The organism is Nocardia otitidiscaviarum (genome assembly GCF_007362295.1).
Lineage (GTDB): Bacteria > Actinomycetota > Actinomycetes > Mycobacteriales > Mycobacteriaceae > Nocardia > Nocardia otitidiscaviarum.
In genome coordinates, this window is sequence record NZ_CP041695.1 from 6,478,213 (window position 1) to 6,505,189 (window position 26,977).

Genomic DNA, 26,977 nt, shown 5'->3' on the forward strand with positions numbered 1-26,977 from the left:
GACATGGCGTCGGCGACCGTGTCCGGCCGGAACACACTGCCTCACACCATGTCTCGGCGGCGCATGAGCCACGCCGTGCCGCCCGCGAAGACCACCGCGTACACCGCGAGGACGACGAACGACTCGGTGCGGGTCAGGATGTCCAGCACGCCGGGGGTCGCGGGTCCGTCGGCGGTGCGCATGGATCCGGCCAGTGAACCGGCGGCGGTACCCGGCAGATAGTCGGTGATCGGCGCGATCGGATCGAAGATGTTCGCCACCCCGCGCAGGAGCGTCTCCACCACCAGCACCCACACCAGGCCGAGACCGACCGCCAGCGCGGGACCGCGGGCGATCGCGCCGATCAGCGCGCCCGCCAGGGTCCACATGCCCAGAATCGCGGAGCCGACCACGAGGCCGAGCAGAATCCGTCCGAACGAGGGCAGCGCCGGCGACTGCGACTCGCTCGCGGCGATGAGCGCCGCCACCCCGGTATCGACGACGAAGGCGACGACGACCAGGGACACCACGGTGACCGCCAGGCTCACCACCAGCCCGCCGACGGCGGCGACCCGCGAAGGCCCCTGGGTGAACACGGTTTTCCAACTCCCCCAGCCATACCCGCTGCCCACCGCCAGCGCGCCGAGCACCAGCATGAGCGCGCCGCCGAACATGGCCATCCCCTGGGTGAACACCTCGGGCACTGCGGCCGGCAGCATCAACCGCAGCAACTCCTCGCGCGGCTGCCCGCTGGGCGGGCCGCTACTGTCGCCGGTGGTGTAGGCCAGATAGTTGAACAGGTAGGCGAAGGTCAGGTTCAGTAGAATCCAGACGCCCAGCACGATCCAGTAGGCGGGCCACTTGCGCAGCCGCAGGAATTCGGCACGGGCACTTGCCAGCAGGGCATTCACGACGCTTGCTCCGTCATCTCGAAAAACACTTCTTCCAGGGACTTCTCATCGGTGCGCAGTTCCAGCAGATCCGCTCCGGCCGCGATGACCGCGCGTGCGACCGCCGGCGCCTTTGCCACACCGGCATCGACTCTGATGCCGGTGGCGGTCAGCAGCGCGGAGCGGTCGCCCACCACCCGGCGCACCGCCGGGAAGGCGGTCTCCAGTGGCTCCGCGCGCAGGAAAAGGGTTGCCGCGCCCCGCAACTCGCGCACCGTGGACTCGGTCAGGAGCCTGCCCCGGGAGATGACGCCGACACGGTCGCAGATCTCCTGCACTTCGCTGAGCAGGTGAGACGACAGCACGACGGTGTGCCCGTCGGCGGCCAAACCGGTGATGAGCTCCCGCATCTCGGCCATACCGGCCGGATCGAGACCATTGGTGGGTTCGTCGAGGATCAACAGGTCGGGGCGGCCGAGCAGGGCGGCGGCGACACCGAGCCGCTGCTTCATGCCGAGGGAGTAGGTGCGGAATCTGTCATCGCCGCGGTCGGTCAGGCCCACCCGATCCAGCACCTCCGCCACGCCGCCGGATCCCGCATTCCCGCCGACTCCCCGGTAGCGGGCCAGTACGCGCAGGTTGTCGCGTCCCGATAGATACGGATAGAACCCCGGCCCCTCGATGAGGACGCCCATGCGGCGCAGCGCGGCCGGATCGCCGGGCGCACGGCCGAGTACGGTCGCGGTGCCGCCGGTGGGGCGGATGAGGCCCACCAGCATGCGCAGTGTCGTGGTCTTGCCCGCGCCGTTCGGGCCGAGGAAGCCGTAGATCTCGCCGCGGCGGACACTCATGTCGACGGCGTCCACGGCCGTGTGCGGGCCGTAGCGTTTGGTCAACCTCTCGGTGACCGCGATCGAATCGTTCATGGCTTCAAGAATCCGCCCTCGAGCTGCGGTGACACATCCGCTGCGGCGCGCGATACGGCATACGTACGCAGACGTATTTCCGGTCGGGAACCAGTCGGGAGGGTACGTAGCGGGCTACCGTGCAGAGGTGACCTCGAATGCGGCGGCGACCGAATCGCCCGATCAGCCGAGGCCGGAGGTGTCACCGATCGCCGCCGCCTGGGCACGCTGGACACGCCCGGAGTACACCGTCCGCTGGAATGCCGCGCTGGTGCTGGTGCTGGTGATCGTGCAGGTCGGTGCCGGGTATGCGGCGAACGCACGCGGTGAGGCGCTGCGAGCGCTGGACCCGCTCGGCTGCGGGCTGCTGATCGCCGGGCCGCTGCTGCTGCTGGCGCGGCGGCGGTACCCGCTGCCGGTGTTCTACACGGTCCTGGCCGTCACCGCCGCGTACCTGTTGTTCGGCTACGGGTACGGGCCGGTCTTCTTCGCCCTGATCGTCGCCTTCCTGACGGCGGGGCGCATCGGGTCACGGTGGTACTCCTATCCGTTCGTGGTCCCCGGTTATCTGCTGATGGTGTGGCCGGTGCCCGAGTGGCGGGGCTACACCGGCAATGCCTGGCAGCAGTTCGGACTGTTGGCCTGGTTGCTCGTGCTGGTCGCGCTCGCCGAGGCGCTGCGGCAGCGGCGGTCGGTGCTGGTGGCGCGCCGACAGCGGGCGGAGTCGGCGCGACGGCACGAGCAGGAGCAGCGGGCGCGGGAACTGGCCGAACGCGAACGGCGGGCCAGCGCCGAACGCCTGGAGATCGCCCGGGAACTGCACGATGTGCTCGCGCACAGTCTTTCGCTCATCAATGTGCAGTCGTCGGTGGCGCTGGAACTGCTCGACCGCAGACCCGAGCAGGCCGCGGAGGCGTTGTCGGCCATCAAGACCGCCAGCAGGGACGCGCTCGGCGAGGTGCACGCGCTGCTGCGGTCGATCCGGTCCGGAGCAGGGGCCGCGCCCACCGCGCCGACCGTCGGCATCGCCGATCTGGACGGGCTCACCGAAGCCGCGCGCACCGCCGGAATCCAGGTGCGCAGCAATGTGATCGGCACGCGACGGCGACTGCCCGCCGTGGTGGACGTGGCGGCGGCGCGCATCATCCAGGAATCGCTCACCAATGTGGTGCGCCACGCACCGGGCGCGGAAGTGCTCGTCACCGTGCACTATTCGCCCGAACAGCTGCACGTCACCGTCGACAACACCCGGCCCACCGCGCCCGCCGCGCTCAGTTCGCCCGGCGGCCACGGGATTTCGGGTATGACCGAGCGCGCCCACGCGCTGGGCGGCGAGCTGTCCGCCGGGCCCGACTCCGATGGCGGCTTCCACGTGGACGCCCGACTGCCGCTGCCCCGGGTGGAACAGCGGCCGAATACGCAACGCGCACAGGAGGTGCCGTGACCATCCGGGTGGTGATCGCCGACGACCAGGTGCTGGTGCGCGCCGGATTCGTGGCTCTGCTGAACGCACAGGACGATATCGAGGTGGTCGGCGAGGCCGACAACGGCGAGCAGGCCGTCCGGCTGGCCCGTGAGCTCACCCCCGATGTGGTGCTCATGGACATCCGGATGCCGGTGCTGGACGGGCTGGCGGCGACCCGGATCATCGCGGCCGAGGAACGGCTCACCGAGGTGAAGGTGGTCGTGCTGACCACCTTCGAACTGGACGAATACGTCTTCGAGGCGATGCGGGCCGGGGCCACCGGCTTCCTGGTGAAGCACACCGAACCCGCGGATCTGGTGAAGGCGGTCCGGGTGGTGGCGGGCGGCGACGCGCTGCTCTCCCCGAGTGTCACCAAACGGCTGGTGGCCGAATTCGCCACCCACGCGAAACCGGCTCCGGCGACGACGCTTTCGGAACTCACCGACCGTGAGCGCGAGGTGATGGCGCTGGTGGCGGAGGGGCTGACCAATGCCGAGATCGCCGAGCGGCTCTACATGAGCCCGGCCACCGCACGCACCCACGTCAGCCGGATCCTGGTCAAACTCGCGGCCCGCGACCGCACGCAACTGGTGGTCATCGCCTACGAGTCCGGACTGGTCCGGCCCGGCTGGCAGTAGGCCCGGACCGTACGTCCACAGACGTAGCCCGATCGTGGTCGTGCGGCAGATGCCCGGACCGAGCGCGACGCGGATGCTCAAACTATGAGCAGCCACCAAGACATGCGGTTCGGAATCGTCCTCACGCCCCGCTCCGGCGGTGAATGGACCAGCGGCGTACAGCGCGCCGAGGAGCAGGGTTACGGCACCGTCCTGCTGCCCGACACCCTGTTCACCCCATCGCCCTTCCCGACCCTGGCCGCCGCCGCGGCGGTCACCACCACCCTGCGGTTGCGGCCCAATGTGCTCGCCGCCCCGCTGCGCACCACCGCCGCGCTGGTCCGGGAAACCACTGCCCTGCAGATGCTTTCGGACGGGCGCTTCGAACTCGGCCTCGGCACCGGCCGCCCGGAGGCACGCGGTGAGGCGGAGCAGCTGGGCATGCCCTGGGGTTCCGGGGCCGACCGCCGCCGCCAGGTGATCGAGGCCATCGCGGCGGTGCGGGCCCAGGTTCGGCCCGCACCGCCGATGGTCGTCGCCGCGTCCGGCCCCCGCATGCTCGCGGTCGCGGCCGAATACGCCGATCGCGTACATCTCGCGGTCGATCCGGCGACACCGGAATCCGGTCTCGCCGAGATCGTCGCCGCCGTCCGTGATCGGACCGACCGAGTCGTCTCCTTCACCCTGCAACTGGTCGGCGTCGGCACCGCCCTGCCCTACTTCGTCACCGCCCGGCTCGGCCACACCGCCGACTCGCTGCGCGGCGCTGGTGCGGCGGCGCTGCTGCCCGCCGATCCGGAGGAGTCCGCGGCGCTGCTGACCCACTACCGCGAGAAGTACGGCATCGACGAGTTGCTCGTGCCCGGCGAACTGGCCTCGGCCTTCGAACCGGTGCTCGCCCACCTCCGAAGCATCCGGGGGTAGTCCTCGAGGCGGAGGGGTCGGGGTGTGATTCCAGGGGAAACCCCGATACCGCCACCAGCGGTTTTCCGGCAGGGTCGAGGGTGAATACGCAGGCCCACGGAACGGAGAGCGGACATGCTGGTGCCCGGGTTGACGGTCACGGCGATCGGGCTGGTGGTCGCGGTGGCGGCGGGCGTCGTGCTCGGGCACGGTCCCGTGGCGCGGTCCGTGGCGGGTGGGCTCATCGGCGGCTGGCTCGGCTTCGCGGCGGGCGCCGGCATCGGGTGGCTGGTCGACTCGGCGCTGCCCGCCCCGTACTACGGCACCATGTTCGGGCACGCCCTGGCGGTCCTCGGCGCGCTGGCCTTCGTGACCAGGCCGTTCCGGTCCGGGCAGGGCAGCCTCTCGGCGAACGGGCGCTGACGCCGCGTCGCCCAACGGCCCGCTCCGACGCGACCGGCCGCATGGCCTCCCGATCCGACGCGACCAGCCGCATGGCCTCCCGATCCGACGCGACCAGCCGCATGGCCTCCCGATCCGACGCGACCAGCCGCATGGCCTCCCGATCCGACGCGACCGGTATCCGGGCCACCCGCACGAGTCAGCCGTGCGCTGCTCGCTGGTCATGCCGGTGTCGGGTGGCGATGAGGGCCAGACCGTGGCGCAGACGGCGGAAGTAGGTGGCGCGGCTCAGGTGCAGCCGTGATGCCACCTGCACATGGGTCGCGGACGGGCGCGTGTAGTAGGCCGCGAGGATGGTTCCCGACTCCGCCGTGACGGGGTCGGCGGCGGCGGCCAACTCCGCGATCATGGCGTGCAGCCAGCGGCGCAGCGCGGTGGCGGTCGGGGTGATCGGGGATGTCAGCAGTGGACTCGTGGCCAGGGCGGCAGGATCGTCGATGGCGTGCAGGGCGGCGGCGACGACCTCGGCCGTCGGTGCGTCGGGTATCCCCGCGAACCGTTGCAACCAGTGCCGACCCGACCCGGCCGTGAAGTCGTTGCTGTACACCTCGGGGGCGCGGCCGGAGCGGTAGAGATCGTCCCGCAGCGGTCCGTGCGGATCGAAACGCAGCGCGCGCAACAGATTCAGGTAGTCGGGGTTCGCGGTGGAGACCACCAGATCTCCGGCGCGCGTGCCCACGGCCAGGGTATGGCGCAGGATGCGGGCGTGCGCGGCCCGATCGGTCCCGAACGCCGCGCCCAGCAGCAGCCCGCCCCGGCGGTCACCGATGATCGCATCCGAATGCTGTTGCAGCAGTGGCTCGATGCTGTCGGCGGTGTGGTCCGCGATGGGCATGAGGTTGGCCAGGCCGACCAAGCGGCCCTCCTCGTCGCGAACCAGGTGGAAGCTGCTGATGTCGGTCGCGGACCAGCGGTCGACGACGCGTTCGGCCCGGTCCGGGGCGAAACCGCTGCGGTGGCTCCACTGCCGCATGAGGCGGGCGATATCGTCGGCGTCCGCGGCGGTGGCCTGGTGGACGGGTCGGTTGCCGGGCACCGGCGGGAACAGTGTCGCGCGGACCGGTGCGGGCGCGGTCAGGAACAGCGCCTGCTCGGCCAGCGCCGCGCGGCGTTCGGCGTCGGCTTCCTCGCTCAGGCGGGCGAGTGCGCGAATCGCGGTGCGGTCGCGCACCTTTCGGTGGCCGTCGGGCTGCCGCCACGCGTACGCGAGTTCGAGTATCTCCCGATACGGTTCGGCGATCGACAGGCCGAGCGGCCCGGGCACCACCACGCTGAGCCCGGACACCAGGGTGAACAGCTCCGGTCCGCCCGCCAACCCGGCCTCGTCGGCGCTTCCGGCGGTGGCCAGGCGGCGCAGCGCGTGCTGCCACCGACGGCCCGGTGATTCCCGGCCCAGCCGCTCGAGCAGTTCCTGTGCGATCCGGTCGGCCAGCGCGCCCGGCACGGTCGGTGGGACGCCCGCCCGGAGGGCTCGCGCGGCCGCGTGCACCACGAGCGGGATCCCGCCCGCTGTCCGCGTAACCCACGCGCGCACCGCCGGATCCGCGATCCCCGCGTCCCGTGCCGCTTCATCGATGCGGGCATCCGGCAGCGGCCCGACCCGGATCGTCGCCATATCCAGCCCCGACCACACCGGATACGAGGCCAACGGTTTCCGGGTCACCACGACCACCTGCCCCGGATAGTGGTCCACGACCGCGCGAACCGTCCCGAGCCGCCCGGGAGCATCCGCCTCGTCGACAACCAGTGCCCCACCGCCCATGCACGCCTCGCTCGCGATCACCGCACCGACAGTCCCCCGATGCACATCGGCCACCCCGTCACCGGCGGCTGGTGACGGCCGATCGGCGCGTTCACCGCCCCGGCGACGTGTACCCAGCGGCGGCGCTGCCGATCGGGCGGTCTCCGGCCGCACACCGGGTCTGGACGCGGTGCCCCGAGCGACCGCAGTCTCGGCCGGTCGGTGCTCACCCGCGCCGTGCCCGGCAGCGGGATCGGCCAGCAAACCCGGTCCGTCGGCGAGGGCGAGCGCGTCGACGCGCGTCGCGGTGGAAAGACTCTCGACCAGATGGGTTTTCCCGACACCGAGCGGTCCGCACACATTGATCAGGCGGTGTGTCGCCAGCGCCGTCGTGAGTTCGGCGAGTTGCGGCGGGTCCGCTGTCGCCGTCAACAGCTACTCCTCCGGTCGGTCTTCTGCCCGGCACTCTATCGGTAGATATGAGACCACGCTGAGACTCCTGGACGCTCGCCCACCGATAGCGTCGCCGACGCAGACCGAACAGGGAGGATCACCCATGCAGTGGCGACAGAACGCGACCGCCCGCACGGCCCGAGCGGGCGCGCTGGTGGCGGTGGTGTGCGCGGCCGTGACCGGCTGTGCGGGCAGCGAGGACAGCGCGGCAGCGACCACCACGACCACCGCGGCGACGGCCGCCACCACGATCACGACCACCGCCGCCACCGCCGGAGCGGGCAGCGGCTTCGATCCGGAGAGCGTCCCGCTGTCGGATGCCGAGCTGGGCGAATTCCCCTACTTCGCCATTCCCGCCGGATTCGAGAACCCGAACACCCCGGACCCGATCGTCGAGCGCGACCGGGTGCCGGTGTGGACCGGCGACGGGCTGAAATGGGTGGTCGGCAAGGTCTACCAGTCCCCCATCTACGCCGCGGACGATGCCGCGTTCTCGAAATTCGCGCTGATGGAGGCGATCGACGACGCGGTCGAGGACGCGGGCGGGGTGCGGGTCACCGAATCCAAGATCCCGCAGGAGGTGCTGGACACGATCGACCGCGAGGTGCGGGTGGCCTACAGCTCCGGCCTGGGCGACATCTACAACGGCAAGGTGACGACCTACCTGGTCCGTCGGACCGATCAGCGCGTCTGGATTCACGTCACCGCGGACAGCGCGGGCGGCAGCTGGATGATCGTGGCGGAGCCGGTCGCCGCCGACGGGAACTGAGCGCGCGAGTTCCCCGTACGCACGCGGAAGCCCCGCTCACCATCGAGGTGAGCGGGGCTTTCGGCCAGCGACGAAACCTACTCGCCGGAAGCGGCCGACGACTCGCCCGCGAGGGCGACGACCGGCTTCTCCTCGGCGGAGTCCTTCTTGGTCAGCTTCATCTTGCCGGTGAAGGTGAACTTGGCGTCCTCGCCCTGGCCTTCGCCGTCCCAGTTCTCGACGTCGACCAGCACGGTCTGGCCCGCGCCCAGCTCGCCGAAGAGGATCTTCTCCGACAGCTGGTCCTCGATCTCGCGCTGGATGGTGCGACGCAGCGGACGCGCACCGAGCACCGGGTCGAAGCCGCGCTTGGCGAGCAGGCTCTTGGCCTTGTCGGTCAGCTCGATCGCCATGTCCTTGTTCTTCAGCTGCGTGGCGACGCGGCCGATCATCAGGTCCACCATCTCGATGATCTGATCCTGGGTGAGCTGGTGGAAGACGATCACGTCGTCGATGCGGTTGAGGAACTCGGGGCGGAAGTGCTTCTTCAGCTCGTCGTTGACCTTGAGCTTCATCCGCTCGTAGTTCGAGCCCTCGGTGTTGCTCTGCGCGAAGCCGAGGCCGACCGCCTTCGAGATGTCCTGCGTGCCGAGGTTCGAGGTGAAGATCAGCACCGTGTTCTTGAAGTCGACCGTGCGACCCTGGCCGTCGGTGAGACGGCCGTCCTCGAGCACCTGCAACAGGGTGTTGTAGATCTCCTGGTGGGCCTTCTCGATCTCGTCGAAGAGCACGACCGAGAACGGCTTGCGGCGCACCTTCTCGGTGAGCTGGCCGCCCTCCTCGTACCCGACGTAGCCCGGAGGGGCACCGAACAGGCGCGAGGCGGTGAAGCGGTCGTGGAACTCGCCCATGTCGATCTGGATGAGCGCGTCGTCGTCGCCGAACAGGAAGTTGGCGAGCGCCTTGGACAGCTCGGTCTTACCGACACCGGACGGACCGGCGAAGATGAACGACCCCGAGGGACGCTTGGGATCCTTCAGACCGGCGCGGGTGCGGCGGATGGCCTTGGAGACGGCCTTGACCGCGTCCTCCTGGCCGATGATCCGCTTGTGCAGCTCGTCCTCCATGCGGAGCAGACGGGTGGTCTCCTCCTCGGTGAGCTTGAACACCGGGATACCGGTCCAGTTGGCCAGCACCTCCGCGATCTGCTCGTCGTCGACCTCGGCCACGACGTCCAGATCGCCGGAGCGCCACTGCTTCTCACGCTCACCGCGCTTGGCGACGAGCTGCTTCTCCTTGTCGCGCAGGCGCGCGGCCTTCTCGAAGTCCTGCGCGTCGATGGCGCTTTCCTTCTCGCGGCGGGCGTCGGCGATCTTGTCGTCGAATTCGCGCAGGTCCGGCGGCGCGGTCATGCGACGGATGCGCATGCGCGCACCGGCCTCGTCGATGAGGTCGATCGCCTTGTCCGGCAGGAACCGGTCGTTGATGTACCGGTCGGCCAGTGTCGCCGCGGCCACCAGCGCACCGTCGGTGATGGACACCCGGTGGTGCGCCTCGTAGCGGTCGCGCAGACCCTTGAGGATGTTGATGGTGTGCTCGACGGTCGGCTCGCCCACCTGCACCGGCTGGAAGCGGCGCTCCAGGGCGGCGTCCTTCTCGATGTACTTGCGGTACTCGTCGAGGGTGGTCGCGCCGATGGTCTGGAGTTCACCGCGGGCCAGCTTGGGCTTGAGGATGGAGGCCGCGTCGATGGCGCCCTCGGCCGCGCCCGCACCCACCAGGGTGTGCAGCTCGTCGATGAACAGGATGATGTCGCCGCGGGTGTTGATCTCCTTGAGCACCTTCTTCAGGCGCTCCTCGAAATCACCGCGGTAGCGGCTGCCCGCGACCAGGGAACCCAGGTCGAGGGTGTAGAGCTGCTTGTCCTTCAGCGTCTCCGGCACCTCGCCGTTGACGATGGCCTGGGCGAGGCCCTCCACGACGGCGGTCTTGCCGACGCCGGGCTCACCGATCAGGACCGGGTTGTTCTTGGTACGGCGGCTGAGCACCTGCATGACGCGCTCGATTTCCTTCGAGCGGCCGATGACCGGGTCCAACTTGCCCTCGAGGGCGGCCTGGGTCAGGTTGCGACCGAACTGGTCGAGCACCAGCGAGGTGGACGGGGTGCCCGCCTCACCGCGGGTGCCGGATTCCACCGGCTCCTTGCCCTGGTATCCGGACAGCAGCTGGATGACCTGCTGGCGCACCCGGTTGAGGTCCGCGCCCAGCTTGACCAGCACCTGCGCCGCGACGCCCTCGCCTTCGTGGATCAGGCCGAGCAGAATGTGCTCGGTGCCGATGTAGTTGTGGCCGAGCTGCAGCGCCTCGCGCAGCGACAGCTCCAGCACCTTCTTGGCACGCGGGGTGAAGGGGATGTGACCGGACGGGGCCTGCTGGCCCTGGCCGATGATCTCCTCGACCTGACTGCGCACACCCTCGAGCGAAATGCCCAGCGACTCCAGGGACTTCGCCGCGACACCCTCGCCTTCGTGGATCAGACCCAGCAGGATGTGCTCGGTGCCGATGTAGTTGTGGTTGAGCATCCGGGCCTCTTCTTGGGCCAGGACAACGACACGCCTCGCGCGGTCGGTGAACCTCTCGAACATCGCTCCCTCACTCTCCTGCTCCGCTATCTACGGCGTCCGGCGCTTCAGTGTTCGACTGAAGGCCAGCCTGCCATGAAGCCCTGGGGTTGCATCCCCCTGGCCTCCACTCTAGTTGCCAGGGGTTCCGCCCGTCGTCCGTCCACCCTATTGCGAACCGGCGACAGTACGACTCATTCCCTCATAACGGGGTGGTACCCGGGTTCGTTTCCGGCCCGGCTACGCCCAGAGCGAACATACGAACTAACTGCCCGTCAGCGGGGGGATCAAACCGCATGGAACGTTACGGAGCTGCGTCGGATCGAGCGCGTTGAGCGCGAAGGCCGCGGTGCGCGAACTCCCGGCTATCGCCATGTGATCGGAGAAGTCGGTGGGACAGCCGTCCTGCACCAGGATGTTCGTGGCGTTCGGACCGGGCACGAGGGCGACCGAGGGGAACACGCCCTCGTCGTAAGAGGTCGCGATATTGGTGTAGGTGACCGAAGGGTGGTACACGCCATCGGCGTTGAGCGCGTCCAGGAATGTCGAACCGCCCAGCATCTGCGGGCACGCCTGGCACACCAGGCCCATGGCGGCCATCTTGTCGACGCTGTCGGCGTCCACGCCCAGTTCGCGGCCGAAGGCCCGGATCACCCGCATCTGATCGCCGAACAGCCCCCGCCACGGCGGTGCGATCCCGACGAACTTGTCCACCGTGCCCGCGCCGCCGAGCCGCTTGATGTAGTAGTTGCCGACGATATTGCCCTGCGAGTGCGCGACGAAGTCGACCCGCGCGGCGCCGGTGGCGGCGAGCACGCGGTCCACGAAGGCGCCCACCTGCGCGGCGCTCTCCGGCAGCGGCCGCATCCCGCCCATGGCCGACAGCGGCCACGGCACGTCCAGGCTGCCGTAGGTCAGCGCGTAGACGCAGTAGCCCTCGTTGGCCAGCAGCGGGACGTACGCGCCCCAGTTGGTCTGCGCGCCGCCCGCGGTGCCGTGCAGCAGCACCACCGGGTTCGGGTGCGCCGCAGTGGGTTCGCAGTTCCAGTCGTTGGAACCGGGTAGTGCGCCGCCGGGAACGGCGAGTTCGTTGGGGATGCCCGCGAAGAAGTTGTAGACCACCGGGTACTCGGCCCGGGCGGGTGTGCTCGCGGCGGTCCACAGCGCGGCCAGCACGGCCATGATCAGCAGTGTTCCCGGCGAGCGCCGGAACAGGGTGCGGCGCATATCCCCTCCAAAACTAGAACGTGTTCCGGGAAATGTAACCGGAACACGTTCTAGATAACGGCGGAAACGGCGAGAAACTAGCCGACCTGCCGCGGCGTGTATGAGACAGTTCCGGCGCTCGACGGCGTCGCCTCGGCCTCGCCGTGCTGCTGCCCCGCCACGAACAACGCGCCCAGCAGCACCAGGAAGGCCAGGGTGTGCAGCACCGCGCGCACGATATTCCAACGGACCCAGGCGGATTCGAACTGCGCCCGGACCGCCGCCAGATCGGCGATGCCCGCCGGGTCACCGGCCGCCGCCAGCTGGTTGTTGAGCGGGACGTTGCCGCCCGCGGTCACGCCGAAGGCGATCACATTGAGCACCAGGGCGATCGCGATCCACAGCAGCACGGTCCGGAAGTCCTTGCCCAGATGCAGGGCCGCGGCCAGCGCCGTGAATCCGACCGTGCCCAGGAACGCGATCATGAACCACGGATTGATGATGACCACGTTGATCTTCTGCATCACGTCGACAACGGTGCGGTCGTCGCTGCGACCCAGCGCCAACATGACCGAGTTGGCATAGGCGTAGAACAGCCCCGCGATCAGGCCGGTGGACAGGGTCGCCGCCACCAGAGCGGCAATGCGAAGCGCGAACATGGAAACTCTCCTGACTGGGGCGGATTCCGGGGAATCCGAATCGCTACGCCCCTAGTCAAGCCGCTCCGGACGCCGGTATCCATGGCCGAGGCTCTCGTGGACATCCGCGGGAGTCCACCGGATAAGGCGGGCTACAGATCCCGGTCGGAGATGACGCCGCTCTGCATGGCCAGACCCGCGAGGCGGACGCGCTTCTGGTTCTGCGGCAGATCCTCCACGCCGAACTTGGCGAACAGCGCGCGCAGGTGCGTCTTGATGGCGTCCACGCTGAGGAACAGCTCCGCGGCGATCTGCTGATTCGAGGCCGGCGTCGCGAAGCCCGCATTGTTCTTGTACGGGCGGCACAGCGCGACCAGGACCGCGCGCTGGGTCTCGGTGAGCGAGCGCAGCGTGGGCAGCGAGCCCGTGGAGGTCTGGGTGATGTCGCCGGAGGCGCCGGTGAAGTCGTGGAAGGTGACCCGCGTGGTACCCATCCGGATGACGTCACCGGGCGCGAGGCGGTGGCGACCGACCAGCCGGTCGCCGTTGACGAACGTGCCGTTGCGGGAAAGCCCGTCGTCGACGATGGTCCAGTGCGCGCCCAGGTATTCGACGGTGGCGTGCAGGCGGGAGACCTCGACGTCCCAGGAGAGGGCGAGGTCGGCCTGCGGCGAGCGGCCGATGGTGACGCGGGGGCGGTCCGGGGCCAGCATCAGCTCGTGCTGATGGCCCTGGTGATCCTTGACCCGCAGGAATGAGCCCTGGAATGCGGTCACTGCGCCGTTACCTCGTCTCTCCACCCAGCCAGTGACGTCGTTCGCACACAGTCAATGGTGCCGTGCGGACTCGGCCCGAGCAAGATCGTGCTTCCGAGATCGGCAGCCAGCACCCATGACCGGTTATGTGTAAAGCGTATGAATAAAACTACCGCCGCCCGGGCTCGCACGAACACCCGAGCGACGGTCGCTAATACAACTACTTCGCGGCGGCCTTGTTGTAAGCCTCGGTGATGTCCGCGGAGATACGTCCGCGAGCCGACACCTTGTGCCCATTCCGGCGCGCCCATTCCCGAATCGCCGCACTTTGTTCACGATCGATGGAAACCCGGCTCTTCGGACCCGCGGTGGCGCCCGCGGCAGCCTTGGTGCGACGGCGACCGCTCACCTTGCGGGCGGCGGCAACCCAGGTCTCCAAACCGTCACGCAGCTTGGCCGCATTATCCGACGACAGGTCGATCTCGTACGACACCCCATCGATAGCGAACTCGATGGTCTCGTCCGCGATGGACTCACCGTCGACATCGTCGATCAGGCTAACGGTGACCTTCTTTGCCATGAGATGAACGTCCTCTCGAAATCGTGCGACCCTGCAAACCAGGCCGATTACCCGAAGTCAGAATACCGCTGAATTCCGATACTCCCGAAGTGGGTATCGGCAATGCAATCCGGCGCACTCAGCGAGCCGACGGACGCACAATTGGAAAGAGTATCGTTTCTCGGATTCCCAAGCCAGTCAGCGCCATGAGCAACCGATCGATTCCCATACCGGTTCCGGTCGTAGGCGGCATACCGTGCTCCATCGCGGCCAGGAAGTCCTCGTCCAGCCGCATCGCCTCATCATCACCGGCGGCGGCCAAACGCGCTTGATCGACGAAGCGTTCCCGCTGGATCACCGGATCAACGAGTTCGGAATAGCCGGTTGCGAGCTCGAAGCCACGGACGTACAGATCCCACTTTTCGGTAACCCCATGTTTGCTGCGATGCTGACGTGTCAACGGAGAGGTCTCCACCGGGAAGTCGCGCACGAAAGTCGGAGCATAGAGCTTGTCCCCGTAGACGTGCTCCCACAGTTCCTCGACCAGTTTGCCGTGGCCGTACCCCTTACCCTCGGGAATTTCCAGACCGACCCGATCGGCCAGGGCCAGCAATTCCTCGACGGTCGTTTCCGGAGTCACCTCGACACCGATCGACTCCGACAGCGACGGGTACATCTCGACGGTGGTCCACTCCCCCGACAGGTCGTATTCCGTGCCATCGGCAAGGGTTACCACCTGGGTGCCGTAGACCTCCTGCGCGACTTCCTGGATCAATTCCCGCATCATCGTCGCGGAATCGTCGTAGGTGCCGTACGCCTCGTAGGTTTCCAGCATTGCGAACTCCGGCGAATGGGTGGAGTCCGCACCCTCGTTGCGGAAGTTGCGGTTGATCTCGAAGACCTTCTCCAGGCCGCCGACCACACAGCGCTTCAGGAACAGCTCCGGCGCGATGCGCAGGTAGAGGTCCAGGTCGAGGGCGTTGGAGTGGGTGACGAACGGGCGCGCCGCCGCACCGCCGTGCAGCGTCTGCAGCATCGGGGTCTCGACCTCGAGGAAGCCCCGGCGCTCCAGGGCATTGCGCAGGGCGCGCACCGCGGCCACCCGGGTACGGGCCATCTCGCGCGCCTCCGGGCGCACGATCAGATCCACGTAGCGCTGGCGGACGCGCGACTCCTCGTTCATCTCCTTGTGCGCCACCGGGAGCGGGCGCAGGGCCTTGGCCGCCATCGCCCAGGAATCGGCCATCACGCTCAATTCGCCACTGCGCGAAGCGATCACCTCGCCGTGCACGGAAACGAAGTCGCCGAGGTCCACATCGGCCTTCCAGGCGGCGAGGGATTCCGCGCCGACCCCGTTGAGACTGATCATGGCCTGCAGTTTGGTGCCGTCACCCTCCTGCAGCGTGGCGAAGCACAGTTTGCCGGTATTGCGCATGAATATGACGCGGCCGACAATCCCGACCATGAGGCCGGTCTGGGTGTCCGGCGCGAGATCCGGGTAAGCGGTACGAATTTCGGCGAGCGCGTGCGTGCGCTCGACCACCACCGGATACGCCTCCCGCCCCTCGGCGAGCAGGCGCTCCCGCTTCTCCTGGCGAATCCGCATCTGCTCGGGAACATCGTGTTCCACGGCCGCACGCGCGGCGGCGGCCTTGGCCTGCCCGGAGGCGGCCGAGTCGGCGGTACCGGAAGAAGAGGGATTGGGGGTGCTCACGGAGCACCACCCTATCGTGCGGCGGAAATCGTTTTTCTCCCCGCCCGACCGTTCGCCGGGCATAACGATACGGCCACGATCGACCTACGATCGCGGATATCGAATTAGAGCCACGCGAGGGTGGCGACCTCGCGCTGGAAGTGCGGCGCGGCCGCCGCCACGGTGAGCAGTCCGGCCGCTTTCAGCGCCTGATATCCGCCCACCAGATCGGTGGCGCGATGCAATCCCAACTGCTGCAGCGAGGCGGCGGCGAGGCTCGAGGTGTAGCCCTCCGAGCAGACGACGATCCATTCCACGTCGTGGTCGGTGGCCAGCGCCAGCCGCGCGGAGCTGGCCGGGTCGAGCCGCCACTCCAGCACATTGCGCTCGATGACCAGGGCCCCCGGAATGGTGCCCTCCTTGATGCGCTGCGCCTGGGGGCGAATGTCGACCAGGATCGCGCCCCGCCCGACGGCCTGCGGCAGTTCGAAGGCGTAGACACGCCGCAGGCGACCGCGCGCCTGCTCGAGCATGCCGTCGATAGTCAAGTGGCTCATTGCAGTTCACCTTCGGGCTGGTCGGTGAGGACGGTGTGGGTGCGTTTGAGGGTGCCGTGGCCGGTGACGTCGTAATAGGACATGGCCGACAGCGGTGGGGAGTAGGCGTGCACGCTGAGCGTGGGGTTCAGCGGGCCGACGTCGCCCGCCTCGGCATCGTCGGCACGCACCACGTCGTGCACCCAGCCGAGCGGGAAGGACGCCTGATCACCGGCGGTGAGGATGCGGCGGCGCAGGTCGGAGCCATTCCACCGAAACTCCGCGAGCGCGCCGGAGAGCACCGTCAGCGCGCCCAGCGAACCGGCGTGGTCGTGTAACCGGGTGGATTTCTCGGCCACCCAGCTGATGAGCCAGACATCCACCTCGTCGTCGGCGAGCAGCCGCACCGCCCAGCGGTTCTCCGTGGGCCACAGGCCGTTCTCCGGAAGCAGGTGGTCGTAGCGGCCCGCCAGCACGTCCTCGGCGCCCTCGTCGGTCAGGCGCAGCAGGTCGGCGGGTCGCAGGCGGGTCGGCAGGGCGGAGGCGGTAGCGCGCTCGGTCACCTCGGGCAGCAGGGCCTCGGTGCGGGTGCGCACGGCGGAATTCGACAGGGAAAGTGCAGAGGAACGCATGAGCGAAACTCCAGGAATGTGTGGTTGGTCGAGGGGCTATCGGAAGCCTCGACGACAGCCGAGGCGAATCAGCCTCGACAACACTCCTGGGTGCTCACACGGAAATACACGAGCGAGAGTCTAACAGCGGATTCCCGCGAAGCAACAGACGGCCGGGGAGACGACTGCGTCACGTTCCGGCCGATCGGTCCGTTATCGGCGGCGTTGCTGGTTGCGTTCGTACACCAGCCGCAGTCCCGCCAGGGTCAGATGCGGTTCGTGGTGTTCGATGGTCTCCGATTCCGGCACGATGAGCGGCGCGGAAGCGCCCGTGGCCACCACGGCCACGTCGTCACCGGCGAACGCGTCGAACTCGTCGCGAATACGGTCGATCAGCCCGTCCACCAGGCCCGCGAAACCGAAAATCGCGCCCGACTGCATGCACTCCATACTGTTCTTGCCCACCACCGAGCGCGGGCGCGCCAGTTCCGCACGCCGCAGGGCACTGCGCTCCACCAGCGCCTCGGTGGAGATTTCCACCCCCGGGGCGATGATGCCGCCCAGGAATTCCCCCTTGGCGGAAACCAGGTCCACGCAGATGGCGGTGCCGAAATCCACCACGATCGCCGGGGAGGAGAAACGGTGATACGCGGCAAGGCAATTCACGATGCGGTCCGCGCCGACCTCTTTCGGATTGTCGACCAGCAGCGGAATTCCCGTTCGCACACCGGGTTCCACGACAACATGGGAGACATGACCCCAGTAGCGGGACAGCATCTCGCGCAGTTCCCGCAAAACCGGCGGCACCGTCGACAATGCCGAAACACCGGTCACCTGTTCGGCATCCGCGCCGATCAGACCGCGCACCTGCAATGCGAACTCGTCCGCGGTGAACAGCGGATTGGTGTGCATCCGCCAGTGCCGCACCAGTTTCGAATGGTCACCGCCGCCGGAGAACAGGCCCAGCTCGATCGAAGTGTTGCGGACGTCGATGGTCAGCAGCATGGCCGCGCCCGCGGTCAGGCGAACGACAGCGAGCGCGGCGAGGTCAGGCCCGAGCCCTCCGGCGCGTGCGCCGGATCCGAACCCAGCTCCACCTGCCGGTTGCGGTCGTCCACGAACACCACGCGGGGTTCGTAGCTCTTCAGCTCCTGCTCGTCCATCATGCCGTAGGCGATCAGGATGACCAGATCGCCGGGCTGCACGAGATGCGCTGCGGCCCCGTTGATTCCGATCACGCCGGAACCGCGCTCCCCCGCGATCACGTAGGTCTCGAGGCGAGCGCCGTTGGTGATGTCGACGATGCAGACCTGCTCACCCTCGAGCAGATCGGCGGCGTCGAGCAGATCCTGATCGACCGTCACCGAACCGACGTAGTGCAGATCGGCGTGAGTCACCGTGGCGCGGTGGATCTTCGACTTCATCATGGTGCGCAACATCGTCGTCGCCCTTCCTAGAGAGATGCCTGGGCAGGCTGGTCGGGGGTGGTCGGGTGGCCGTCGATCGGAATGCCGATGGTGACGGGCATATTGTCGATGAGCCGGGTGCTGCCGATCCGGGCGGCGATCAGCAGGCGGGCATTGCCCTCCGCGCGAACCGGGCCGAGATCGGAGCCGCGCAGCTCCAGGTAGTCGAGTTCGATGGCCGGAGCCTCGGCCAGCACCATGCGGGCGGCCTCGAGGACCTTGTCCGCGCCCAGGCCCGCGGCGTGGCGGCCCGCGGCCAGGGCGGCCGAGAGCACCGTGGCCAGCTCACGCTGCTCCGGATCGAGGTAGCGGTTGCGTGAGGACAGCGCCAGGCCGTCGTGCTCGCGGACGGTGGCGACCGGCACGATCTTCAGGCCCATGTTCAGATCGCGCACCATCTGGCGGATGAGCGTCAGCTGCTGGTAGTCCTTCTCGCCGAAGAACGCCTCGTGCGGGTCGGTGATATTGAACAGCTTGGCGACCACGGTGAGGACGCCCGCGAAATGGCCGGGACGGACCGCGCCCTCGAGTTCGTCGCCGAGTGGGCCGGGGTGCACGGTGGTGCGCGGGCCCTCGGGATACATGTCGTTGGCGCTGGGCGCGAAGACCAGCTCGACGCCCTCCGCGCGCAACAGCTCCACATCGGCGTCGAGGGTGCGCGGGTACTTGTCCAGATCCTCGTTGGCCCCGAACTGCAAGGGATTCACGAAGATCGAGACGATGATGGTCTGGTTGGTGCGCTTGGCGCGGCGCACCAGTTCCAGATGCCCCTCGTGCAGTGCCCCCATGGTCGGCACCAGCGCGATCCGGCGGCCCACCTGGCGCAGCGCATGGGAGACCTTGCTCATGATCGCCGGATCGTGCAGCACGGTGAGTTCACCGCGCTTGTAGGTGCCACGCAGCGTGGGATCCATCAGTTGCCTTCCTTCGCCTGGTCGGAGCCCTCGGCGGCATCGCGCCGACCGCTCGGGGATGCCAGCAGTTCGAGCAGCGCCGGATTGGTGCGGGCACGCTGGGCGGTGCGCAGCGAGAGCGCGCGGTAGCCCGCGGCCAGTTCCGCGTCGGTGGACTCGAGTGCGTTCAGATGCGCGGCCACGGCGTCCACATCGCCGCGAGCCACCGGACCGGTCAGCGCGGACGGCCCGCGGCGCAGGGCATTGTCCAGAGCGGCCGAGGCCAGCGGGGCCAGCACGCGTTCGGCGAGGCCGCCCGGCTGGTCGTCGACGAGCTGCTGGCCCAGCAGGCCGGGACCGGCGAGCGCGGCGCGCAATGCCTCCACCGCGTCCAGAATCAACGTAACCAGGTGATTGCTGCCATGGGCCAGGGCCGCGTGGTACAGCGTGCGATGCTCCTCGGCGACCCGCACCGGTTCGCCGCCCATCTCGATCACCAGCGACTGGGCGATGGCAAAGCCGATATCGTCCGCGGCGGTGATGCCGAAGCAGGCGTTGCCGAGCCGGGACACATCCTCGTCGTGCCCGGTGAACGTCATGGCCGGGTGAATGGCCAGCGGTAGCGCGCCGCGTGCGGTCAAGGGGGCCAGCACGCCGATACCGTTCGCACCCGAGGTGTGCGCCACGATGGTGCCGGGCCGCACCGCGTCCGCCGTCGCCAACCCCGAAACCAGACCGGCCAGCTCACTGTCCGGTACGGCCAGCAGCAGCAGTTCGGCGCGACGCGCCACCTCCTCGGCCGGCAGAATCTCCGAATCCGGCAGCCGGGTCCGGGCACGATGCACCGAGGCGTCCGAGATACCGGAAACACCGAACACCACATGACCGGCACGCTCCAGTGCCGCACCCAACGCGGACCCGACGCGTCCCGCCGAGACGATTCCCACCGTCAACCGTGCAGGCGCAGGGTCGGTCCCGCAGACAGCCTTGTCCGAGGTCACCCTTGTCCTCTCGAAAGTGCCGTTCCAGTCCCGCGCTACGCGGGTACCGGACGTTACGCCGACGAGAATATCGGTGCCGATTCGCGGCGGCCACGAACTGTGGGAAGTGCCACTCGACACGGCAGGGCGGCGGCCGCGTGTGACACGCGGCCGCCGCCCTGCCCCGGACGTGCCGTGCGTACGGTCAGCGGTCGCCCTCGGAACGCAGGTTGGCCATGATCTCCGCCACCGAGAGACGACGGCCGTTGTCGGAGTCGGAATCCTCGTCGGCGCGGCGACGACGGCGGGTGCTGGCGGTTCCCATGGGGGTGGGGTGCGCGCCGTTGGTCGGGTGCGGTGGGGTGCGGGTCGGGGGTTCCTCCGGGGTCTCCGAGGCGGTCGCGGCGCGGTCGCCGCCGGCGCCGTCCGCATCGTCGAATTCGCCCTCGGGGGGACCGCTCACGGGGACGAACTTGCCGTTGACGGCGGCCGCGGTGTCGGCGGCGGCTGCGGTGTCGGCACCGTCGATGTCGATACCACCGGAGATGCCGGGGTCCAGGGCCGCGTCGGCGCGATTCTTGGAGTCGTCGAAGGGGTCGAAGTCGTCGGCGGGGGCGGGGCCGAAAGCGGCGGCCCGGTCGGCTTGTTCGCGAATGGCGGCGTATTCGGCGCGGGCCTGGTCGTAGTCGGCGGCCGAGACGGCGGCGGTCTCGGCGGTCACCGGTTCGTCGTCGGGGCTGGCGAAGGCGGGCGGCTCGGGGTGGTCGGGTTCGAAGACCGGCGTGACGGGGTGCCGCGACTCCCACGGATCCCAGGGAGTGGCGTCCTCCCAGTTATCGTTCGCCGCACCGAGCGAGGCGGTGGCGGGCGAACCGGGGAGTTCCTGGACTCGGACCGCGTCGGCGCGCAGCGCGGGGCGGTCATAGTCCAGGTTGCCGTCGAAAAGACGCTGCAGGGACTCGCGTAGGACGGTGAGTTCGGCGCGCAGCGCGGCCAGTTCGGCGGCGTCGGCGCCCACCTCTTGGCGGACTCGGGACTCGACACCGAGCTCGTATTCGCGGCGGGCGGCAACCTCGCGTTCCAACTGCAGGTGGTAGACCTTCTGGAGGTCACCGACTTTTGCCTTGTCGACGGCCGCCTCCCTGCGATAACGCGTCGCGGCGAGGGCTCCGATGGCGGCCGCCCAAAGGGCCGCCACCAGTCCGATGCGCACGAATTGGACGTTGTCGCTGAAGACCAGGAACACACTGGCAACCAGACCCAGAAGGATCAGAACACCGGTGAAGAACTTTCCCGCGTCCTCCCGCCGGCGACGGGAAGCACTGCTCCGGGAGGGTGAAACCATGTCCGTCAGCGTAGCTTGTCCGAGACGGTCAGATGCCCAGGTTGCCTGCGATTCCCGACAAAACGTTAGCTATGATGTTGCCGCTTCGTCCGGGGGTTCACTCGGCGCGCGACAGCAATACTCCAGCCACAGCGCGGCGGCCACCAGCGCCGCACCGGCGAGCAGCCCCACCACCGCCCCCGGCGTATCCGCCTCCGCCGCACGCAGTTCCGACCGCTGCGGCAGCACCCAGATCAGGAAGCCCAGCCAAACACCCGCCACCAGCGATCCCACCTGCGCCGACGCCTTGGCCAGCGCCACCGCCCGCGCGGCCGTGATCGGATGCAGCTGCCGCGAATCGCTGCCGATCCGCCCGTCCCCCACCCGAGCCCGAATGATGAACGCCAACACCACCTCCAGCACCGCCACCGGCAGCAGGGACGCCCCCGCGAACACCGAGATGGGCGGGAAGCTCGAATAGGCCGCCCGCGTGGCGATCCAGGCCACGATCGCGGCCAGCAGCACATTCGCGACCAGGTCCAGTACGCGTGTCGGTCTCACAGCACCCGCCTCATCACGGCCACCCCAACGACAGCGCGGTCCTGCGGACCCCGTCCACGTCGGCGGAATCCAACTCCGCCAACCACTCTCGCACAGGGCGCGCCTGCCCCGCGGCCTCGAGCACGGCGTCCGGTTCCACGTCCAGCCACGGCACCAGCACGAAGGCGCGCTCATGCGCCCGCGGATGCGGGAGGGTCAGGCTCGGATCGGCGCTGCGCACGACCGCCGCGGCCCCGTCGCGCCGCCGTGCGGCCCAGACGATGTCCACGTCGAGAGTGCGTGGCCCCCAGCGGACTTCCCGCACCCGCTCGGCGGCCTGTTCCAGCTCCTGTCCCAGGCGCAGCCAGTCGCCGGGTTCCAGCGCCGGATCCTCGGCCAGCAGCACGGCATTCAGGTAGTCCTGCTGCGGCACACCGCCCCAGGGCGGGGTCGAGTAGACCGGCGACACCGCGAGCAGCCGGGGGCGCAGGGCGTCCACCACGGCGCGCAGGTGCGTCAGCCGGTCACCCAGATTCGAGCCGATGGACAGCACCACGCGGGTCACGACGCCTCCCGGCGGCGGCTGGTGACCACCCGCACATCCTCGAAGCTGTGCGGGATCGGCGCGGCGGGCTTGTGCAGCACCACCTCCACGGCATGGACGCGCGGGTCGGTCATGACCGCGTCGGCGACCTCGGACACCACCGTCTCGATGAGATCGCGCGGCCGCCCGGACACGATCCGGACCACGCTGTCGGCGAGTTCGCCGTAGTGGATGGTGTCGGCGATGTCGTCGGACTTCGCGGCCGCCGAGAAATCGGTCCACAGCGTGAGGTCCACGACGAATTCCTGACCGTCGCGCTTCTCGAAGTCGAAGACGCCGTGATGGGCGAACACCCGCAGCCCGCGCAGTTCGATGCGATCGGTGCTCATCGGACGCCCCCGTCCAGGCGGCGGTCCGAGAATCGTTCGCGCCGACGGGATTCGGCGCGCCGCCAGGCATCGGTGACGGCGACGGCGTCCAGTGAGGCGCGCACATCGTGCACCCGGACTCCCCAGGCGCCCTGTTCGGCGGCCAGCGCGGAAATGGTCGCGGTCGCGGTCTCGCGCCCGTCCGGCGGACGCGGGCCCGCGGCATCGGCCAGCAGCGCACCCAGGAACCGCTTGCGGGAGGCGCCGATCAGGATCGGCAGCCCGGTGCCCACCAGTTCGGAGAGCCCACCGAGCAGTTCCCAATTGTGGTCGGCATTCTTGGCGAATCCGAGCCCGGGATCGAGGATCAGCCGGTCCGCACCGACGCCCCCGGCGACGGCCAACTCCACCTGGGCGCGCAACTCGGCCCACACCTCGGCGACCACGTCGTCGTAATGCTCGGCCGCCCCGGTGTGCCGGTAGTCGGCCTCGGCGCGCCAGTGCATGAGAATCCACGGCAGCCCCGCCGCGGCGACGACCTTCACCATATCGGCGTCGGCGCGGCCGCCGGAGACGTCGTTGACCATGGTCACGCCCGCCTCGACGGCGGCCTCGGCCACACTCGCCCGCATGGTGTCCACGCTGGTCGGCACCCCGGCCGCCGCGAGCCCGTGGATCACCGGCACCACCCGCGCCGCCTCGGTCGCCGGATCGATCCGCACCGCCCCCGGCCGGGTGGACTCCCCACCCACGTCGACGATGTCGGCCCCGAGTTCGTACAGCGCCACCCCGTGCGCCACCGCCAGCTCGGTGTCCAGATAGCGCCCCCCGTCGGAGAACGAATCGCTGGTGACGTTCACGACCCCCATCACCACGCAGGACCGACCCCCACGCGGCTCGAGCAGCCGTGCCGTCGAATTAGACACAGCTCACTTCCGGAGGATCAGATCGAGGGCCTCCGCGCGGGAGGAAGGGCTGCTCTGCAACAGGCCGCGCACCGCGGAGGTGGTGGTGCTGGCGCCCGGCTTGCGGATGCCGCGCATGGCCATGCACAGGTGTTCGGCCTCCACCACCACGATCGCGCCGCGCGGGTCCAGTTTGCGCATGACGGCGTCGACGATCTGGCTGGTGAGGCGCTCCTGCACCTGCGGGCGCTTGGCGTAGAGGTCCACCAGGCGGGCGAGCTTGGACAGGCCCGTCACGCGCCCGTGCGGGCCCGGAATGTAGCCGACGTGGGCGACGCCGTGGAAGGACACCAGGTGGTGTTCACAGGTCGAGTACATGGGGATGTCGCGGACCAGCACGAGTTCCTGGTGGCCTTCGTCGAAGGTGGTGTTCAGCACCGCGTCCGGCTCGGTGTAGAGACCGGCGAACATTTCCCGGTACGCACGGGCGACGCGTCCGGGGGTGTCGATGAGCCCCGGACGGTTCGGGTCCTCGCCGACCGCGATCAGCAACTCGCGTACGGCGGCTTCGGCGCGCTCCTGGTCGAACGGCCGACCGGTGTCGAGCGCGATCGGGCCGGAGACGACGCGGTTGTTGGCCGACAATCGGCACCTCCTGTGTTCAAGGTCCGCGCCTGACCGGCACGGCCGGTTCGCGGTCTCGGTGTCCCGGGCCGGATGAACCGAGCCCGGGACCGCGAACCCATCGAGAGTATCCAAGCGGCCGTCAGCGACGACCGTTCGGTCCGTCCCAACCGTTGTCGTCGTCCTCGCTGTTCCCGCCGGGCTGCGGGGCGGCCTGACCGGGCTGATAGCCCTGCTGCCCGTACTCCGGCTGCTGCGGGGGCCGCTGGTAGCCGTACTCCGGCTGCCGACCGCCCGCGGGCGCCCAGCCGCCGACGGCGGGCGGCGCGGAGTGCTGTCCCTGCTGCGGCTCGTCCTGGGGCGGCCAGCCCGGAGCGGACCATCCGGCCGGGGCGCCGTAGTCGGGCCGCGAACCGTGCGTCCCGGTCTGGCGGCCGCCGTAGGCGGGGGCGGGCGGGGCCGGGTAGCCCGCGGGGGCGGGCTGCGCGTAGGGCTGTCCGGCCGGATAGCCGGCGGGCTGCGGGTAGCCGTTGCCCGGTACCGGCGCGGGCGGCTGCTTGGCCAGATCCGGCGTCTCCTCCGGCCACGGCTCGCCGCGCTCGGCGGCTAGTTCGCGCGGGGTCTTCACCGGCGGGCGATCCGAGGGCACCCGCTCGCCGAAATCGTTGAACGCGGTGATGCGCGGGCGCTTGTCGACCGTTTCCAACACCGCCTCGAGATCCTTGCGGTGCAGGGTCTCGCGCTCGAGCAGGGCGCTGGCCAGGGAGTCGAGTTCGTCGCGGTACTCGTTGAGCACCGACCACGCCTCGGTGTGCGCGGCCTCGATGAGGTTGCGCACCTCCTCGTCGATCTCGCGGGCGACCTCGTGCGAGTAGTCCGAACCGGTGCCCATGGACCGGCCCAGGAACGGATCGCCCTGCTCCTGCCCGTAGCGCACCGCGCCCAGCCGGGCGCTCATGCCGTATTCGGTGACCATGGCCCGCGCGATCTTGGTGGCCTGGTCGATATCCGAGGACGCACCGGTGGTGGGCTCGTGGAACACCAGCTCCTCGGCCGCCCGACCGCCCATGGCCATGACCAGGCGGGCGATCATCTCCGAACGGGTCATCAGACCCTTGTCGTCCTCGGGCACGGTCATGGCGTGGCCGCCGGTCCGGCCGCGGGCCAGGATGGTGACCTTGTAGACGGGTTCGATATCGGGCATCGCCCACGCCGCCAGGGTGTGCCCGGCCTCGTGGTAGGCGGTGATCTTCTTCTCGTGCTCGCTGATGATGCGGGACTTGCGCCGCGGGCCGCCGATCACGCGGTCCACGGATTCCTCCAGCGCGGCACTGGTGATCAGGTTGCCGTGCTCACGCGCGGTGAGCAGCGCGGCCTCGTTGATGACATTGGCCAGATCCGCGCCGGACATGCCGACGGTGCGCTTGGCCAGCCCGTCCAGATCGGCGTCGGGCGCGATCGGCTTACCCTGCGAATGCACTCGCAGAATCGAGCGGCGGCCCGCGAGGTCCGGGTTGCTGACCGGGATCTGACGGTCGAAACGGCCCGGACGCAGCAGCGCCGGATCGAGGATGTCGGGGCGGTTGGTGGCCGCGATGATGATGACGCCGGTGCGCTCACCGAAGCCGTCCATCTCGACCAGCAGCTGGTTCAGCGTCTGCTCGCGCTCGTCGTGGCCGCCGCCCAGGCCCGCGCCGCGCTGGCGGCCGACCGCGTCGATCTCGTCGACGAAGATGATGCAGGGGCTGTTCTGCTTGGCCTGGTCGAACAGGTCGCGCACCCGGGAGGCGCCGACGCCGACGAACATCTCGACGAAGTCGGAGCCGGAGATGGTGAAGAACGGCACCCCGGCCTCGCCCGCGACGGCGCGCGCCAGCAGGGTCTTGCCGGTGCCGGGCGGGCCGTAGAGCAGCACGCCCTTGGGGATCTTCGCGCCGAGGGCCTGGTAGCGGGCCGGGCTCTGCAGGAAGTCCTTGATCTCGTAGAGCTCTTCGACGGCCTCGTCGGCGCCCGCGACATCGGCGAAGGTGGTCTTGGGCATGTCCTTGGACAGCTGTTTGGCCTTGGACTTGCCGAAGCCCATCATGCCGCCGCGGCCCCCGCCCTGCATGCGGGCCATGACGAAGATGAACAGGCCCAGCAGCAGGATCATGGGCAGCATGAACAGCAGGATCTGGCTCAGCCAGGAGTCCTGTTTGACGGAGGTGTTGTACTTCGCACCGGTCTCCTGCACGTCCTGCAGGATCTGCGCGGACACCTCACTGCCGCCCGGATACTTGGCAATGATCTTGGTCTGGCCGTCGGTGGCATCATTGCCGTTCTTCAGCGTGATGCGCAGCTGCTGTTCTTTGTCATCGATCTGGACCTGATCGATGTTGTCCTTGTCCTGGAGCTGGGAAAGCGCCACCGACGTGTCGACGTTCTTCCAGCCGCGCGTGTCGTTGCTGAAGTAGCTGACCAGGTAGATCACGAGCAGGAAGCCCGCGACTATGGCCAGGTTGCGGAACACAGTCTTGCGGTTCATAGAGCGTCGGCCGGCGGGCCAGTCCTT

27 protein-coding genes are annotated in these 26,977 nt (G+C 69.1%); 5 read left to right on the top strand and 22 right to left on the bottom strand.

Features of this window, described 5'->3' with window-relative positions; translation table 11 throughout:
* Positions 1–41: 41 nt before the first annotated feature.
* Together FOH10_RS29085 and FOH10_RS29090 are read right to left on the bottom strand one after the other, a co-directional pair.
* Entirely contained in the window at positions 42–890 is an 849-nt protein-coding gene (locus FOH10_RS29085; RefSeq protein ID WP_143983073.1) for an ABC transporter permease subunit, read from the bottom strand.
* A complete protein-coding gene (locus FOH10_RS29090) occupies positions 887–1,795 on the bottom strand; it encodes an ABC transporter ATP-binding protein (RefSeq protein ID WP_143983074.1) in 909 nt (302 codons plus the stop codon). Before FOH10_RS29090 ends, FOH10_RS29085 begins: the two co-directional genes overlap by 4 nt.
* Before the next feature lie 127 nt (positions 1,796–1,922).
* Between FOH10_RS29090 and FOH10_RS29095 the strand changes: the two genes are divergently transcribed.
* The 4 genes from FOH10_RS29095 to FOH10_RS29110 all read left to right on the top strand — a co-directional run bounded on the left by FOH10_RS29095 (position 1,923) and on the right by FOH10_RS29110 (position 5,182).
* Positions 1,923–3,218 (top strand): sensor histidine kinase, encoded by a 1,296-nt coding sequence (locus FOH10_RS29095; protein ID WP_244961418.1) that lies wholly within the window; start codon positions 1,923–1,925, stop codon positions 3,216–3,218.
* A complete protein-coding gene (locus FOH10_RS29100; protein ID WP_143983076.1) occupies positions 3,215–3,877 on the top strand; it encodes a response regulator transcription factor in 663 nt (220 codons plus the stop codon). The genes FOH10_RS29095 and FOH10_RS29100 overlap by 4 nt, the downstream gene beginning before the upstream one ends.
* A gap of 84 nt (positions 3,878–3,961) precedes the next feature.
* Complete coding sequence (locus tag FOH10_RS29105) at positions 3,962–4,780, top strand: LLM class flavin-dependent oxidoreductase (protein ID WP_244961419.1); 819 nt, start codon at positions 3,962–3,964, stop codon at positions 4,778–4,780.
* Between the two features lie 114 nt (positions 4,781–4,894).
* A complete protein-coding gene (locus FOH10_RS29110; RefSeq protein WP_039808959.1) occupies positions 4,895–5,182 on the top strand; it encodes a hypothetical protein in 288 nt (95 codons plus the stop codon).
* A 178-nt stretch (positions 5,183–5,360) separates the two neighbouring features.
* Here FOH10_RS29110 and FOH10_RS29115 read toward each other — a convergent pair whose 3' ends face one another.
* Entirely contained in the window at positions 5,361–7,394 is a 2,034-nt protein-coding gene (locus FOH10_RS29115) for a serine/threonine-protein kinase (RefSeq protein ID WP_143983077.1), read from the bottom strand.
* 124 nt (positions 7,395–7,518) lie between these two features.
* On the opposite strand from FOH10_RS29115, the gene FOH10_RS29120 reads away from it, so the two are divergent.
* Positions 7,519–8,184, top strand: a complete 666-nt coding sequence (locus tag FOH10_RS29120; RefSeq protein ID WP_143983078.1) for a hypothetical protein — start codon at positions 7,519–7,521, stop codon at positions 8,182–8,184.
* A gap of 77 nt (positions 8,185–8,261) precedes the next feature.
* Here FOH10_RS29120 and FOH10_RS29125 read toward each other — a convergent pair whose 3' ends face one another.
* The 19 genes from FOH10_RS29125 to ftsH all read right to left on the bottom strand — a co-directional run bounded on the left by FOH10_RS29125 (position 8,262) and on the right by ftsH (position 26,950).
* The gene (locus tag FOH10_RS29125) at positions 8,262–10,808 is read right to left on the bottom strand and encodes an ATP-dependent Clp protease ATP-binding subunit (RefSeq protein ID WP_143983079.1); all 2,547 of its coding nucleotides are present in this window, start codon (positions 10,806–10,808) and stop codon (positions 8,262–8,264) included.
* Positions 10,809–11,048: 240 nt separating this feature from the next.
* On the bottom strand, positions 11,049–12,011 hold the full coding sequence (locus FOH10_RS29130) for an esterase/lipase family protein (RefSeq protein WP_051036737.1): 963 nt from the start codon (positions 12,009–12,011) through the stop codon (positions 11,049–11,051).
* A gap of 77 nt (positions 12,012–12,088) precedes the next feature.
* A complete protein-coding gene (locus FOH10_RS29135; RefSeq protein WP_143983080.1) occupies positions 12,089–12,649 on the bottom strand; it encodes an anthrone oxygenase family protein in 561 nt (186 codons plus the stop codon).
* Between the two features lie 131 nt (positions 12,650–12,780).
* Positions 12,781–13,404 (bottom strand): FHA domain-containing protein, encoded by a 624-nt coding sequence (locus FOH10_RS29140; protein ID WP_051036735.1) that lies wholly within the window; start codon positions 13,402–13,404, stop codon positions 12,781–12,783.
* A gap of 199 nt (positions 13,405–13,603) precedes the next feature.
* A complete protein-coding gene (locus FOH10_RS29145) occupies positions 13,604–13,963 on the bottom strand; it encodes a histone-like nucleoid-structuring protein Lsr2 (RefSeq protein ID WP_029925210.1) in 360 nt (119 codons plus the stop codon).
* Positions 13,964–14,081: 118 nt separating this feature from the next.
* On the bottom strand, positions 14,082–15,548 hold the full coding sequence (lysS, locus tag FOH10_RS29150) for a lysine--tRNA ligase (protein WP_051036763.1): 1,467 nt from the start codon (positions 15,546–15,548) through the stop codon (positions 14,082–14,084).
* Between the two features lie 212 nt (positions 15,549–15,760).
* Positions 15,761–16,192, bottom strand: a complete 432-nt coding sequence (locus FOH10_RS29155; RefSeq protein ID WP_029925207.1) for a rhodanese-like domain-containing protein — start codon at positions 16,190–16,192, stop codon at positions 15,761–15,763.
* Positions 16,189–16,803: a cupin domain-containing protein gene (locus tag FOH10_RS29160; RefSeq protein ID WP_143983081.1), complete on the bottom strand. Its 615-nt coding sequence runs from the start codon at positions 16,801–16,803 to the stop codon at positions 16,189–16,191. Before FOH10_RS29160 ends, FOH10_RS29155 begins: the two co-directional genes overlap by 4 nt.
* 192 nt (positions 16,804–16,995) lie before the next feature.
* Positions 16,996–17,787 carry a type III pantothenate kinase gene (locus tag FOH10_RS29165; RefSeq protein WP_029925204.1) on the bottom strand — a complete coding sequence of 264 codons (792 nt, stop codon included), beginning with the start codon at positions 17,785–17,787 and terminating at the stop codon, positions 16,996–16,998.
* A 14-nt stretch (positions 17,788–17,801) separates the two neighbouring features.
* Positions 17,802–18,221, bottom strand: a complete 420-nt coding sequence (panD, locus tag FOH10_RS29170) for an aspartate 1-decarboxylase (RefSeq protein ID WP_143983082.1) — start codon at positions 18,219–18,221, stop codon at positions 17,802–17,804.
* A gap of 14 nt (positions 18,222–18,235) precedes the next feature.
* Positions 18,236–19,162: a pantoate--beta-alanine ligase gene (panC, locus tag FOH10_RS29175; RefSeq protein ID WP_143983083.1), complete on the bottom strand. Its 927-nt coding sequence runs from the start codon at positions 19,160–19,162 to the stop codon at positions 18,236–18,238.
* Complete coding sequence (locus FOH10_RS29180; RefSeq protein ID WP_143983084.1) at positions 19,162–20,142, bottom strand: Rossmann-like and DUF2520 domain-containing protein; 981 nt, start codon at positions 20,140–20,142, stop codon at positions 19,162–19,164. The genes panC and FOH10_RS29180 overlap by 1 nt, the downstream gene beginning before the upstream one ends.
* 184 nt (positions 20,143–20,326) lie before the next feature.
* The gene (locus FOH10_RS35910; protein WP_244961420.1) at positions 20,327–21,466 is read right to left on the bottom strand and encodes a DUF6779 domain-containing protein; all 1,140 of its coding nucleotides are present in this window, start codon (positions 21,464–21,466) and stop codon (positions 20,327–20,329) included.
* A gap of 69 nt (positions 21,467–21,535) precedes the next feature.
* Positions 21,536–22,006: a DUF3180 domain-containing protein gene (locus FOH10_RS29190; RefSeq protein WP_029925197.1), complete on the bottom strand. Its 471-nt coding sequence runs from the start codon at positions 22,004–22,006 to the stop codon at positions 21,536–21,538.
* 13 nt (positions 22,007–22,019) lie between these two features.
* Positions 22,020–22,550, bottom strand: coding sequence for a 2-amino-4-hydroxy-6-hydroxymethyldihydropteridine diphosphokinase (gene folK, locus FOH10_RS29195; RefSeq protein WP_143983085.1), 531 nt, complete (start codon positions 22,548–22,550; stop codon positions 22,020–22,022).
* Positions 22,547–22,918: a dihydroneopterin aldolase gene (folB, locus tag FOH10_RS29200; protein ID WP_039808948.1), complete on the bottom strand. Its 372-nt coding sequence runs from the start codon at positions 22,916–22,918 to the stop codon at positions 22,547–22,549. The genes folK and folB overlap by 4 nt, the downstream gene beginning before the upstream one ends.
* The gene (gene folP, locus FOH10_RS29205; protein WP_143984386.1) at positions 22,915–23,766 is read right to left on the bottom strand and encodes a dihydropteroate synthase; all 852 of its coding nucleotides are present in this window, start codon (positions 23,764–23,766) and stop codon (positions 22,915–22,917) included. The genes folB and folP overlap by 4 nt, the downstream gene beginning before the upstream one ends.
* 60 nt (positions 23,767–23,826) lie before the next feature.
* Positions 23,827–24,447, bottom strand: a complete 621-nt coding sequence (folE, locus tag FOH10_RS29210) for a GTP cyclohydrolase I FolE (protein ID WP_029925192.1) — start codon at positions 24,445–24,447, stop codon at positions 23,827–23,829.
* 121 nt (positions 24,448–24,568) lie between these two features.
* On the bottom strand, positions 24,569–26,950 hold the full coding sequence (gene ftsH / locus FOH10_RS29215; RefSeq protein ID WP_143983086.1) for an ATP-dependent zinc metalloprotease FtsH: 2,382 nt from the start codon (positions 26,948–26,950) through the stop codon (positions 24,569–24,571).
* Positions 26,951–26,977: the final 27 nt, after the last annotated feature.